The sequence below is a fragment of the Chryseobacterium sp. CT-SW4 genome (assembly GCF_048572715.1).
In the GTDB taxonomy this organism is placed as follows: Bacteria; Bacteroidota; Bacteroidia; order Flavobacteriales; family Weeksellaceae; genus Chryseobacterium.
On sequence record NZ_CP183840.1, the window covers coordinates 2,592,184 to 2,605,916 of the forward strand.

The following is a 13,733-nucleotide window of genomic DNA, read 5'->3' on the forward strand; positions in this document are numbered from 1 at the left end:
TTAGTATAATTGTTTAATATTTTTTAAATAAGTCAGAGATTCCGGTCCTTTGTTACAAATTAAATCCAGAACCGATAAATCTTTTACAAATCCTAATTTATCGGAAAACGTCTGATAATATTCTTCCATCTCAAATTCTGAGGGTGATTTGGCAGAGAATTTTTCCCTGAAATCCGTTTCTTCAGGATTTTTGATATATTCTTCATTCAAAGAGTATGCCTTTTCGGTTTTAAATATCTGCTGAATAACTTCAATGCTCTTTAAATTAAAATCCAACAGGTATTTTTCCTTTTCTTCAAATATACGTATGAACTTATCTTCATAAAATTCAAAATACGGAGAACTCTGATAAGCTGTTTTGATAGATTTCCAATGAAGCTTTCTCCAGTCTTCCGATTCAGATACTTCAATGTCTTTCATGACCCTTTTCCCGTTATGATTAATGGGTATGATAAGGGATAATTTGCCGTTGGCTCCATAGATATTAGCTCTGTTCCTGTACGTCTGCTTGGGAAAGTTTTCAAACTGTTCCAGCATTCTATTTTCAGCTTCTAAAAACACCGAAAACCAGGAAATCGGCGGTAAATAAAATACCGGTAATAATACATTCTTCATATTCATTATACAAAAATGAAGTATTTTCTCAAATACTTCATTCTATTTTTAATTTTATTTTATTATTCTTCCGTTTTTTTCTTTTTGAAAAGCTTTACAAAATATTCCCATCCGAAGAACAGAATAAGGATCATTGCTGCAATCCACCAGTAAGATGTTTTATTGGCCTCTCCGGTATTGGTTGCTTTAAACATCCTGTCCCAACGGATCTTGAACGGAGCCTGGTAAGTAGAACTTGCATCTTTAAATGCTCCCTGTAAACTCATCCAGGTGAACATCGGCTTCCCTACGATATTTTCCTCAGGAACAAATCCAAAGAACCTCGCATCCAGGGAGGCATCCCTGTTATCTCCCACCATCATATAATAATCCTGTTTAATCGTATATTGATTAGCTTCCTGACCATTGATAAGGATTTTTCCATTCTTATTTTCAAGGCTGTTGTGCTCGTATTCTGATATGATCCATTGATACATAGGAAGGGTTTCCTGATTGATCGCTACCACATCTCCTTTTTTAGGAATTCTGACAGGACCATACCAATCCTGATTCCATGGTTTATTAATCGGGAAAATGGATTGTGTGGTATCTATTGTTTTGGTATAGGCTGTTTTATCAGCATTTAATTTATAAGAAATGGTAGCTGAATCTTTTGGATAGATACTTTCTTCCATTGCAATTACACTAGGTAATGCCTTTATATCTGCTGCCGTTTTATCAGTAAGCCCCTGAAAAGCATATACGAAACCTTTTTCCGTCTGCATTTCTCTTACCGGTAAGAATCCATAGGTATTGTATAATCCCGGAATATCCAATTGTGCTCCTGTTTCCACAGTATAGGCATGTTGTATTTCCTGATCGCCTAAAACTACTTCCGGTTTTCCATTTACAAACAGTCTTCCGGCTCTCATTTCAAAAGTATCTCCTGCTGCTGCAACACATCTTTTTACATAAGGGTCTTTTCTGTCTATTGCCGTATGTACTGAATCCTGAGGATAGTTAAATACTACGACATCATTTCTCTGCGGCTTTTTGAACTGGAAAATTCTTTCGTAAGGAAGTTTTACTCCATCCACATAAGATTTAGGATCATCTTTAGGATTTCCCGGCTCTCCGGTATCCATAATCGTTCCCTGTAAGAAAGGAATAGCCAATGGACGCATAGGCAATCTGTACCCGTAGCTCCATTTATTAACGAAAAGGAAATCCCCTACTAATAAAGTTCTTTCCATAGATCCTGTAGGAATCCCGAAAGGCTGGGTAACAAAAACGTGAATGATTGTGGCAAAAACTACTGCAAAGGTGATAGAACCGATAAAAGAGTCTTTCTTTCTAGCTTCTTTTTCTTCTCCCGCAAAGTAAATTTCTTCGGCTTCATTTTCTATTTCCACATCTTTGGAATAGTTTACCGTTGCCATATAAATAAACGGAAGGATTACCGTAAGCAGCTGGTGCTGAAACAATGTCTTTCCGAACTTCTTCATTAAATAAAGATGAAAAACCGACATCATGATAGGTCCTACAATAGGGAGGTAAGACAAAATAGCCCACCATTTCGGATGTTTGGTTTCTTTAAGAATAATGAAATAATTATAAAAAGGTATAAAAGCAAAGATTGGATTATACCCCATTTTCTTGAACAGCTTCCATGTAGAAATCCCCATTAATAAGGATAAAATAAGCACGTATACTGTATAGGTTAAAAAGTAATTCATAAATTTTGTTACCTGTATCGGTTAATAATTTGTGTTTAATAACATCTTATTAGTTTACTGCTTCAGTACTTTGTTACAAATTAAAGCCCTAAAACATCCTTCATGGAGAAGTTTCCTTTTTTATCTTTTATCCATTCCGCTGCCACTACTGCTCCCAGGGCAAATCCATTTCTATTGAAAGCGGTATGCTTGATTTCAATTTCATCCACTTCGCTTCTGTAGAAAACACTATGGGTTCCCGGAACTTCATTTTCCCTGATGGCAAAAATTCCAAGCTGATCATCCACCGTTTCATCCAGCTTCCAGGCGTTAAATTTAGGATTATTCTTTATAATTCCTTCTGCCAGGGAAATCGCGGTACCACTAGGCGCATCTTTTTTGTGAATATGGTGGATTTCTTCCATCTGACAAGCATATCCTTCCACATTTTTCATCAGATCGGCCAGCTTTTCATTCAGGGCAAAGAATAAATTAACTCCTAAGCTGAAATTGGATCCGTATAAGAAAGCAGTACCATTAGCTACTGCAAGTTTTTCAATTTCTTCCTTCTGATCCAGCCATCCGGTCGTTCCACAAATAACGGGTATTTTATTTTCAAGGCAGGCTTTAATATTTTCAAAGGCAACCTCCGGCAGTGAAAATTCAATCACGACATCAGGGTTGTTCAGATTATCAGCGGTTGGGGTTTCTTTGAGACGGGCAACTACTTCATGTCCTCTCTGGGTAGCTATTTCATCTATTATTTTACCCATTTTCCCATATCCGACTAATGCTATTTTCATAAATTAATTTGTATTTTTTTTTAAAATCTGTAACTTAAGCTCAGTCCTGTTTTAGGCGGATTAATTCCAAAATTATCCTGGATCACTGCCGGACTGAAAGTAAGATCCGGGTCATGACGTCCTTCGTAAAGGTGGGCATCTACCACGGCATCTACAATATTGAGGATATAAATCAGCCCTGTAATAGCAATGGCATAATCCCTCTGTCTCTTCGCTCTGTCCTGAGCATTCCCCAAAGCTACTTTGTCTAACCACGGATGGCTGTCCACAAATTCGTTAGGAGTTCCGTTCAGCTTGGCTACATAATATTCTCTGTATTTTTTATACTGATTATCATTCCAGATTGCAATTCCGGCTCCTACACCTACTGCTCCCCAAACAATGGGAATCTTCCAGTATTTTTTATTATAGTATTGGCCCAGTCCCGGTAACACCGCTGAGTATAATCCTGCTTTTGTAGGATTAAGCTTTAATACTTTTTGGGTAGGACCGTTGGCGTTCTCCAGATCTTCTACTACTGCGGCTTCGGTTTTGGAAGGTTTGGCAGCAGAGATACTATCCTTAGGATGATATTCTACCCGGATCGTATCGTTAGGATTTACTTGTGTATAGGCGAGTGCAAATACACACAAAAAGAATGTGAAAAGTACTTTCTTCATTTATTTAATATGGGATAAAATATATTCCAGTTCTTCTTCATTTTTGAAGTCCAGGACAATTTTACCTTTTTTACCGTTTCCGGAGGTTTTGATTTCCACTTTTACATCTAAAATATCTGCAATGGTCTTTTGAGCTTTCTTATAATTATTCGAAAGTTCAGCCTTGGCTTTTGTCGCTACGGATGAAGCCGGATTTTTAAGAGCTGCTGCAGCTTGTTCAGCCTGACGGACATTAAGTTTTTCCTTAATTATTTTATCAAATAATATCTTCTGCAGTTCTTCATTATCCAGACTGATAATCGCTCTTCCATGACCTGCTGAAATTTCCCCGCTCCGGATTGCATTCTGGATATCAGGGCTTAGTCTTAATAAACGGATAGAGTTGGTAATGGTACTTCTGTCCTTTCCTACTCTCTGGCTCAGATTTTCCTGGGTCATCCCGATTTCATCCAAAAGCCTTTGATAGGTGAGTGCAATTTCGATGGAGTCAAGGTCTTCTCTCTGAATATTTTCTACAAGGGCCATTTCCAGCAGTTCCTGGTCATTCACCAGACGGATATAGGCCGGAATGGAAGTTAATCCTGCAATTTTACTTGCACGGTAACGTCTTTCCCCTGATATGATTTCAAATTTCGCCCCATCTTTTCTTAAAGTAACCGGCTGGATTACTCCCAGGTTCTTAATGGATTGGGCAAGCTCATTAAGGGCTTTTTCATCAAAGTAAGTTCTTGGCTGAGTTGGATTGGGATAAATATCTTCAATAGCTATTTCAACGATGTTACCTACGAACTTATCCGCTCCTTCATCTGTAGCAGAATTGATTGTTGCTTTGGATTCTGCGCTCAGTATGGCACCTAAACCACGCCCCATTGCTCTTTTCTTGTCCTTCATTATAATAACTCAGCTTTTAAACTCATTAATTTTTAACTAAATTTTCATTCTTAAGCAGAACTTCTTCCGCCAATTGAATATATTGGATAGCTCCTTTGCTTTCGGCATCGTAGTTTAAGATACTTTCTCCGAAACTCGGTGCTTCACTTAATCTGACATTTCTACTGATAATCGTTTCAAAAACCATTTCAGGGAAGTGTGCATTGACTTCTTCCACGACCTGATTGGACAGCCTTAACCTGCTGTCATACATGGTGAGTAAAAGCCCTTCTATATCTAAATCCTTGTTGTGGATCTTCTGAACATTCTTAACTGTATTCAACAACTTTCCGAGTCCTTCCAATGCAAAGTACTCACACTGGATCGGAATAATAACGGAATCTGCTGCCGTAAGTGCATTCACGGTAATAAGCCCTAAGCTCGGAGCACAGTCTATAATGATGAAGTCATATTCATCTCTTACACTCTCCAGTGCTTTTTTAAGCATATATTCACGGTCATCTTTGTCCACCAATTCGATTTCGGCGGCAACCAGATCAATGTGTGAAGGTACAATATCCAGATTCGGCGTACTCGTTTTCTGAATACAGCTTTTGGTATCCACACTGTGTTCAAGTAAATTATAGGTTGAATACTGAACTTCTTCAACTCCTAAACCTGATGTTGCATTGGCCTGAGGGTCGGCATCAATGATTAATATTTTCTTTTCCAATACCCCTAATGCTGCAGCTAAATTTACGGCTGTCGTAGTCTTTCCTACTCCTCCTTTTTGATTAGCAATACCTATAATTTTTGCCATTATTAGAACTTTAAACTTCAAAAATACACTTTTTTCTTTGCTATCAATGAATGAAGAAAAGGGAATTTGAGTTAAAATATTGTTAATAAGCAATTTAAGACTAAAAAAAATTATCCACAAAAAATATTCTTTGTGGATAACTGTCAAGATTTGTTTTTGATATAGATTATTCAAATTTCATAGAAATCGGAAATTTGAAATAACTTCTCACGGGTTCTCCTTTTTTATTTTTTCCGGGAATCCATTTTCCCTTAATAGATTTAATGGTTCTCAACGCTTCGTTATTAAAATCCGCATCTTTTCCATTGGCTTTAATTCCGGAAATAGTTCCGTCCCTTTCTACAATAAAGGTAACGGTAGTGGTCATCACACCATCGGTTCCCTCAAAACCTGAGTTATCGAATCTATCCATCACTTTCGTTCTGAACGAATCAATTCCTCCTACAAAGTTCGCCTCTACGCTTAATTCACTTCCGTCCGCCACGTGATCATTGGGAACCTGCGGTGTGGAAGGAGGTAATATCTGAGGCGGTGCCACGGTTCTTCCCGTACCTATGGCAGGTGTTACCGGAATGTACCCGTCAGATTTAACAGGCTCCGCTTTAAAATCGTTTTTAATTCCTGCCACTGCGTCATCCGGAATGGGCTCTTTAGGAGTTTCGCGTGCTCCAGCTGTAGGTGTCGGAACCGTACTATCATATTGTTTTGGAGGAGTCTGTGTTTGAGGAACAGCTTGAGCCGGTGGTGGAACCTTTTCAGGAATTTCTACATCTACTTGTGGAGGGAGTCCAAATATCGGGGGCAGAGCTTCCACAGGTTCAACTTTTAAAAAAGAAGAAATTACCATTGGAGTAATAGAAACTGCAGCTAATAAACCCACTCCTATAAAAAGCGATTTCGTTAGTATTCTGTCTGACTCATTTCTTAAAACATAAGCACCATAGTCTTTATTACGATGCTCAAAAAGAATTTCATTCAATCGAAACTCCTCATTCTGGTGTAGGTTTTTCATCACTAGTAAATATTTAAATTGTTAATAAATGATGATTATTAGTTTTATACTCCTTATCGATAAGTATTGAAACAATATCAAAATATTTGCCAAAAATCAAACAATATCACATAGTTTTAAAAAATATTATAACAAAATATCAAACAACAATTAATCAGCCATAACAACTGTAACGGGTAAAGCGGTCCAGAAGCTGATTTCCATAAAAAAAGAGGATCCTGATGGATCCTCTTTTTCTTATTTATTTAATTATGCTTAAAATAATTCTTTTCTGATAATATTCTGACTTCTTTCCGGTCCTACAGAAACAAGATACACATTGATTCCTAAATACTCCTCAATAAATTCAATATATTTCTGGGCATTAGCAGGAAGTTCATCATAGCTTCTTGCTTTCGTAATATCTTCGGTCCATCCCGGAAGCTCTTCATAGAGCGCTTCGTAATCATAAAGTTTAGTGGTGGAAGAAGTGAAATAATCAATGATTTTTCCGTCTTCGGTTTTGTACTTCGTTGCAATTTTCAAGGTATCAATCCCTGTAAGAACGTCTAATTTAGTAATCACGAGATTATTAATTCCATTGATCATACAAGCGTGCTTTAAAGAAACAAGGTCTAGCCAGCCTGTTCTTCTCGGTCTTCCCGTAGTAGCACCAAATTCATGACCTACCTGTCTGATCTTCTCTCCCAACTCATTATCCAGTTCGGAAGGGAAAGGTCCGTTTCCAACTCTGGTACAATATGCCTTTGCTACCCCGATCAAATTTTGAAGGGATGTAGGCGGAACTCCTGCTCCTGTACAAACCCCTCCGGTAGACGGAGAAGATGAAGTCACATACGGATAGGTTCCGAAATCGATATCAAGCATTAAAGCCTGTGCTCCTTCAAACAGGATATTTTTTCCTTCATGGATCGCTTCGTTTAGTTCCAGCTCCGTATCAACGATTCTGTCCTGAAGCTGCTTTCCTATCTCTAAAAATTCATTGTAGATCTCTTCAACATCTAAAGCCGGCTTTCCATAGTATTTTTCAAAAAGGGAATTTTTAACTTTTAAATTCTTTTCAATTTTTTCTCTAAGAATTTCCGGGTTTAAAAGGTCTACCATTCTGATTCCCACTCTTGCTATTTTATCTTCATAACAAGGCCCGATTCCCTTTTTGGTAGTTCCGATCTGTGTTCCTCCATGTTCTTCTTCACGGTATGTATCCAAAAGAATATGGTAAGGCATGATCACATGCGCTCTTCTGCTGATGAAAACATGATCTGTTTTCAGTCCTTTGTCCTCAATCTGCTTAATTTCCTTAATGAAAGATTTAGGGTTTACCACTACTCCGTTTGCAATGATACATTTCCCTTTACATTGAAGAACTCCTGAAGGAAGAAGGTGCAATACGAATTTTTCTTCACCCACATACACGGTGTGACCTGCGTTGTCGCCCCCCTGGAAACGTACAACATAATCCGATTTTGCGGATAAAACATCAGTGATTTTTCCTTTACCTTCATCTCCATACTGAAGACCTACAACTACGTAAGTTGACATATTTTACTTTTATTTTAGATTCGCACAAAATTACTCTGAAAAAATATGGTAGCCAAATTATGTGGAAAAATTATTTTTTTGAGGGAAAGGAAATAATTTTACGGTTTCCCGTTTTTTTTGTGTTTATCGACTTTTTAAATTTGATTAAACTAATTACCTAAAAAATGGACAAATATAAATTATCTCCTAAAGAAATTTATCAGGCTTTAAAAAAGAAAGGAATACAATATTTACATCATGCAAATACAATATCTACATCTCTTACTTTCATCGAAAATAGGGCCCTATTGTCTCGTCATTACGTTGAGAAAAAACATTATTATCAGACACCCCAAAAGTCCGATGAAGAAGATAAAAAATTTGATGTATGGGATTCTGTTTTTCTAGATGGAGAAGATCTGCACTCAAGATATAATCGTGCTAATAAATATGGTCCCGTTCTATTCAGATTCAAATTGAAAATACTCCATTCACCATCCATTCAAGGAGTATATGTCACTAAATCTAATCCTTGGTATTGGAATGACAATACAAGCATTGAGGAGAAGTTTTACCATTCCATTGAAGAAATTAATCAAGATTATTTAACAGGGAAAAAATTAGATTCCCAAATTATGTTTACAATTCGATCTCCCGGAACAGAGATCAAATTAAATAAATTTCTTCATTCCATAAAATTGACAATCCCAAGTTATTAATAAATATAAATAGTATTAAGAAGATGTCACTAGGGAATTATGCTTTTCAAGCTATAGAAAAAAGTCTAAAAATAAATGGCCTCGGACATATTCCCCTTGTAAAAAGACATGAAAAGGTAAATGAATTTTGCATGTGCTTTATTAATTATAATACTATGAGATTTGATGAATTAAAAAAGCGATTCTCTATAAAAAAGGTTTAAAAAATATTAATCTATTTAATTTTGGAAATATACCAATTATTGGTATTTTTGATTTAAAATTATCAATATGCCAAAAAATACATCCATTTTATTAGGTGATTATTTCGACAATTTTATTAATCAACAGATTAAGTCGGGAAAATTCTCTTCTGCAAGCGAGGTTATAAGAGCTGCCTTAAGAATGTTTGAATACGAAGAAACTAAAAAATCAGAATTAGTAAAAGAACTCAAAAAAGGAGAGAAAGCCGGGTTTGTAGAAAATTTTGACCACAAAAAATTCTTAGCAAATCTTCATAAAAAATACTCTACTGATTCATGAAGTATACAATCAGTAAACAGGCAGTAATTGATTTAGAAAAGATATGGCTTTATACCTTTGAAATTTGGTCTCAAGAACAAGCTGATCATTATTTCAATTTATTAATAAGTGAAATTGAATATCTCTCCAAAAACCCAAAATCCGGAAAAGATTACAATGAAGTAAGAAAAGGTTATTTTTGTTCGAGAGTTAAATTACATTTCATATTCTACAGAATTAATTTTAAGAATAATAAAATTGAGATCGTCCGAATCCTTCATCAAAAAATGGATATTTTATCCAGATTAGATGAATGAAATCCTTTCAACATAAAAACCTAAATCTATATACGTATCTTTGATTAAAGCAAACCCATCAAAATGATCCTGCAAAAATCAGAATACTTGACAAACAGCATCACTCATTCAAAGCTTTTCTATACCCTGTTCTCTCCGGAAAAGGAAATTAAAGCTACCCTACTCATCATTCACGGGATGCAGGAGCACAGTGGAAGATATGCTGAAATTGCAGAATATTTTGCTTCCCGCGGAATAGTCGTCCTCACTTATGATCACATAGGACATGGCAAATCCATTAATGAGAAAAAAGACCTGGGTTTCTTTCATTCCCGACAACCAGCGGAAAAACTTATTAATGACGCTGAAAAAATGAGTCAGTATATTTCTGATCAATATAAAAATGTACCGCATTTTATTTTGGGGCATTCGATGGGGTCGTTTATTACCCGATGTGTCCTTCAAAAAAACAGCCCGAAGTTAGCAGGGGCTATTATCACCGGAACAGGAGGAAGCATGACTGGTATCGGATTATTGAAAGGATATTTTTCATTGGCCAATGCAGTAGCTTCCCATAAAAGAACTCTTTTTAACCGTCTTTTCAATTTTGTCAATAACAGGCATTTCAAAAGGGATAAAGATTACAGCAGCACAAGCTGGCTCAGTGTTAGTACAGCTAACAGGAATTCTTTTTCCCAGGATGAACTATGCGGAATTCCTTTTACCAACAATGCGTATTACGCTCTGTTTTCTATTTATAAACAAGCTACTTCAAGGCATTGGGCCAAGGATATTTCCACTTCATTTCCTTTTTTATTTATCAGTGGGGAGGATGATCCTATTGGTGACTTTGGTAAAGGAGTTCAACAAACAGTTCAACATCTGGTAAAAGACGGCTTTAAAAAAGTACGCTTACAATTATATCCGGAAATGCGTCATGAAATACTGAATGAAGAAATCAGGGAGGAAATCCTTCAGGAGATCTCTGACTGGATTATGGAGAATTTATGATACAAGTACCATTTCTCTTTCTTTTACCAGTAGAATTTCCTCAACGTTCATACAGGTGATTTTCTTAAAGCTTTCTTTTTCCGAGGTCGTTTATTTAATACAGGTTTACGTCACTTCTATCAGAATGAGCCTATCCATTAAGTTCTATTTCTTTTTTTACTTCAATTTCTTCAAGGAAAACTTCATCATGGGAAATCACGATCAATGTTCCTTTATAATCCTTGATAGAATCAGTTAGGATTTCCACATTCTGCAAATCGAGATTATTGGTAGGTTCATCGAGAATAATCATATCCGGCGCTTTATTGCTGACGGAAAGCCCACACAAAAGAAGTCTTAAGCGTTCACCTCCACTGAGCACTCCGCATTTTTTATCCCAGGTATCTTTTCCGAATAAAAACCTCGAAAGCAAAGTTTTCACTTCCGATTCCGGTAACGCCTGATCATTAAACCGCTGTGCAAAATCATAAACCGTAGAATTTTTATCGATCAGGGAGTATTCCTGATCAATATAAATCGTATTAAAATCTGCGCGGATAACTTTTCCAACAGACGGCTGCAATTTTCCAAGCAATAAATTAATTAAACTTGTTTTCCCTGAACCATTGGGACCTTTAATGGAAATCCTGTCTCCACTGCGGATCTCAAGACTGATATTGTCTTTCCAAAGATTTTCTTCCTTATATTTAAAATTAATATCATGTGCCGAGACTAAAATTTTTCCCGTGTGCAATCCCGAATCATCAAAGTTCACTTTCATCTGACCCCCATTTTTCACTGAAGAACGCAACTCCCTGAGATCTCCTGATATATCACTGATCTTTTCCGCGTGAATACTTTTCAGCCTGGAAGTATTTTTTTCAGCATTATTCCGGAGTGTGTTCATCATAATCCTGGCTACCCCGGATTTTTCCTGCTTCCCTTTCCCTCTTGCATCAAGCTTTTGTTTTCTTTCCAGCGTTTCCCTTTCTTTTTCCTTTGCTTTTTTTAAAGCACGCTCTTTGGAATGAATATCATTTTGCAAAGCTTCCTGCTCCGTCTCTTTTTGAGCGGCATATAGATCATAATTACCGCCATAAGTGGAAATTCCCTGATTGCTTAATTCAAAAATAGTATTCACAAGATTCAAAAGAGTCCGGTCATGGCTTATTAAAACCACCGTGGAGCTCGTTTTCACGATCCAGTCATACAACAGCTTTCTACCTTCCAGGTCCAGATGGTTGGTGGGCTCATCCAGCAAGACAATATCAGGTTGATTAATCTGAATTCCCGCCAGAAAAACTTTTGTTTTCTGGCCGCCGCTTAAGCCTTCGAGTTTCTGGTGAACATTGAGATTTCCAAGTTTCCAGTATTCCAGTGCCTGCTGCGACCGTTCTTCAATATCCCAGTCATCATTTAAGATTTCAAAATAAATTTCATCTACTTCCCCATTGGTAATCCTTTGAAGAGCTTCCAGTTTTTTATCTGTTTTCAGGCATTCTGCCACCGTAAAATGATTAAAGCTGCCAAACATCTGGGGCACATAAAAAATATCACCCTGTGTATGGATGCTCCCGCTTAAAGGCTCCAGCTCACCACTTATTATTTTGAGCAAAGTAGACTTTCCCGTTCCGTTATTTCCCACGAGTGCGGAAACAGAATGAGAGGGTATTGTCAATTGTAAATTATCGAAAAGAAGATTTCCATTAGAAAACCCAAAGGACATATGTTGCAAAAAAATCATAATTTCTTTCTTATTAATAAGGTTAAACTTCAATAACCGATGGGTTACTGTTTTTCAATCTGAAAGAAATTATATTTTACATGTCGGTATGATTAGGTTTTATCGGTACAAATATACTGCAAATCTCTTACCAGAATTAAATATAAAAACATTTTCATCAAAAATCCTTAACTTTGTGCCCTACTAAAAATCATATGGAAAGCATTAAAGTTCACGACAAAAATTTCGTCCCTTATTTAAAGGATGCGGAGATTCAGGAAATTGTAAAGGCTACAGCATTAAAAATTTATGAGGATTATAAAGATGAAGTGCCTGTTTTTATCGGGGTACTGAATGGAGTAATCATGTTTTTTGCTGATCTTCTGAAACATTATCCGGGAAATTGTGAAATTGCTTTTATCCAGATGAGCTCTTATGCCGGGACCGAGTCCACAGGAATCGTTTACCAGAAAATGGAGCTTACCAAAGATGTGAAAGACCGTCATATCATCCTGGTAGAAGACATTGTAGACACAGGGAATACAGTAGAAAGCCTTTTTAAATATTTTAAGGAAACCCAACGTCCGAAATCTGTAAAACTGGCTTCATTCTTATTAAAGCCGGAGGTTTACAAAAAAGATTTCAAACTGGACTACATCGGGAAGGAGATCCCGAACAAATTTGTTCTTGGCTATGGTTTGGATTATGATGAATTGGGCAGAAACCTTTCAGATCTGTATCAGCTGGAGGATGGAAGAATCAACGAATAGTTGGGAAGATAACCGCTGGTTATCATAAAAAGCTAAATCAAAATAGAAAAGTAGAATATTAACTTAAAAAAGCTGGAAGCAGAAAGCGAACGCCCATTGCCAAAGCGTACTATCATTATGATAAACATTGTTTTGTTTGGTCCTCCGGGAAGCGGAAAAGGAACTCAAGCCCAAAATCTAATCGAAAAATTCAATTTAAAGCAAATCTCAACCGGTGATCTTTTCAGATACAATATGAAAAACGATACTGAGCTTGGGAAACTGGCTAAATCTTATATCGATAAAGGAGAATTGGTTCCTGATCAGGTAACAACCGATATGTTAATTGACGAAATCAGAAAGCCAACCGATGCCAACGGGTTTATCTTTGACGGATATCCAAGAACAGCTGCTCAGACGGAAGCCCTGGAAAAAATCGTTCAAGAAGAACTGAATGATAAGATTGATATTTGCCTTTCCCTTATTGTGGATGATAAAATATTGGTGGAAAGATTGCTGAAAAGAGGAGAAACAAGCGGTAGAACTGATGACAGCAATGAGGAGATCATTCAAAACAGAATTAAAGAATACTATGCTAAAACAGCAGAAGTAGCCGAACTTTACAAGTTACAGGGAAAATATGTAGAAGTAAACGGCGTAGGTGAAATTGAGGAGATTTCTCAAAAACTTTTTGCTGAGGTAGAAAAAATAAAATAATCAAAAGGGATGAGTGATGAGTTACGGAAAGAGTACTGCTCATA

Annotated in this window: 15 protein-coding genes; 6 read left to right on the forward strand and 9 right to left on the reverse strand. The window is 36.7% G+C overall.

What is annotated here, in order from left to right; all coding sequences use genetic code 11:
* The 8 genes from ABJ974_RS11670 to ABJ974_RS11705 form a co-directional block, all read right to left on the reverse strand.
* Complete coding sequence (locus tag ABJ974_RS11670; protein WP_419868421.1) at positions 1-621, reverse strand: WbqC family protein; 621 nt, start codon at positions 619-621, stop codon at positions 1-3.
* Positions 622-677: 56 nt separating this feature from the next.
* Entirely contained in the window at positions 678-2,330 is a 1,653-nt protein-coding gene (gene lepB / locus ABJ974_RS11675; protein ID WP_419868422.1) for a signal peptidase I, read from the reverse strand.
* Positions 2,331-2,410: 80 nt separating this feature from the next.
* A complete protein-coding gene (dapB, locus tag ABJ974_RS11680; RefSeq protein ID WP_419868423.1) occupies positions 2,411-3,112 on the reverse strand; it encodes a 4-hydroxy-tetrahydrodipicolinate reductase in 702 nt (233 codons plus the stop codon).
* A gap of 20 nt (positions 3,113-3,132) precedes the next feature.
* Complete coding sequence (locus ABJ974_RS11685; RefSeq protein ID WP_419868424.1) at positions 3,133-3,771, reverse strand: DUF5683 domain-containing protein; 639 nt, start codon at positions 3,769-3,771, stop codon at positions 3,133-3,135.
* The gene (locus ABJ974_RS11690) at positions 3,772-4,662 is read right to left on the reverse strand and encodes a ParB/RepB/Spo0J family partition protein (RefSeq protein ID WP_419868425.1); all 891 of its coding nucleotides are present in this window, start codon (positions 4,660-4,662) and stop codon (positions 3,772-3,774) included.
* 25 nt (positions 4,663-4,687) lie between these two features.
* Positions 4,688-5,461 carry a ParA family protein gene (locus ABJ974_RS11695; protein WP_419868426.1) on the reverse strand — a complete coding sequence of 258 codons (774 nt, stop codon included), beginning with the start codon at positions 5,459-5,461 and terminating at the stop codon, positions 4,688-4,690.
* A 166-nt stretch (positions 5,462-5,627) separates the two neighbouring features.
* Positions 5,628-6,473 (reverse strand): energy transducer TonB, encoded by an 846-nt coding sequence (locus ABJ974_RS11700; protein ID WP_419868427.1) that lies wholly within the window; start codon positions 6,471-6,473, stop codon positions 5,628-5,630.
* 255 nt (positions 6,474-6,728) lie between these two features.
* Positions 6,729-8,015 carry an adenylosuccinate synthase gene (locus ABJ974_RS11705; protein WP_419868428.1) on the reverse strand — a complete coding sequence of 429 codons (1,287 nt, stop codon included), beginning with the start codon at positions 8,013-8,015 and terminating at the stop codon, positions 6,729-6,731.
* A gap of 164 nt (positions 8,016-8,179) precedes the next feature.
* Between ABJ974_RS11705 and ABJ974_RS11710 the strand changes: the two genes are divergently transcribed.
* The 4 genes from ABJ974_RS11710 to ABJ974_RS11725 all read left to right on the forward strand — a co-directional run bounded on the left by ABJ974_RS11710 (position 8,180) and on the right by ABJ974_RS11725 (position 10,521).
* Entirely contained in the window at positions 8,180-8,713 is a 534-nt protein-coding gene (locus ABJ974_RS11710) for a hypothetical protein (RefSeq protein WP_419868429.1), read from the forward strand.
* Between the two features lie 270 nt (positions 8,714-8,983).
* The gene (locus ABJ974_RS11715; RefSeq protein WP_419868430.1) at positions 8,984-9,235 is read left to right on the forward strand and encodes a type II toxin-antitoxin system ParD family antitoxin; all 252 of its coding nucleotides are present in this window, start codon (positions 8,984-8,986) and stop codon (positions 9,233-9,235) included.
* The gene (locus ABJ974_RS11720; protein WP_419868431.1) at positions 9,232-9,531 is read left to right on the forward strand and encodes a type II toxin-antitoxin system RelE/ParE family toxin; all 300 of its coding nucleotides are present in this window, start codon (positions 9,232-9,234) and stop codon (positions 9,529-9,531) included. Before ABJ974_RS11715 ends, ABJ974_RS11720 begins: the two co-directional genes overlap by 4 nt.
* A gap of 87 nt (positions 9,532-9,618) precedes the next feature.
* Positions 9,619-10,521: an alpha/beta fold hydrolase gene (locus ABJ974_RS11725; RefSeq protein ID WP_419868432.1), complete on the forward strand. Its 903-nt coding sequence runs from the start codon at positions 9,619-9,621 to the stop codon at positions 10,519-10,521.
* 130 nt (positions 10,522-10,651) lie between these two features.
* Here ABJ974_RS11725 and ABJ974_RS11730 read toward each other — a convergent pair whose 3' ends face one another.
* Complete coding sequence (locus ABJ974_RS11730; RefSeq protein ID WP_419868433.1) at positions 10,652-12,244, reverse strand: ABC-F family ATP-binding cassette domain-containing protein; 1,593 nt, start codon at positions 12,242-12,244, stop codon at positions 10,652-10,654.
* Between the two features lie 194 nt (positions 12,245-12,438).
* Here ABJ974_RS11730 and ABJ974_RS11735 point away from each other — a divergent pair, with 194 nt between their 5' ends.
* A complete protein-coding gene (locus tag ABJ974_RS11735; RefSeq protein WP_419868434.1) occupies positions 12,439-12,993 on the forward strand; it encodes a phosphoribosyltransferase in 555 nt (184 codons plus the stop codon).
* Between the two features lie 117 nt (positions 12,994-13,110).
* Positions 13,111-13,689, forward strand: a complete 579-nt coding sequence (locus ABJ974_RS11740) for an adenylate kinase (RefSeq protein WP_419868435.1) — start codon at positions 13,111-13,113, stop codon at positions 13,687-13,689.
* Positions 13,690-13,733 lie beyond the last annotated feature (44 nt).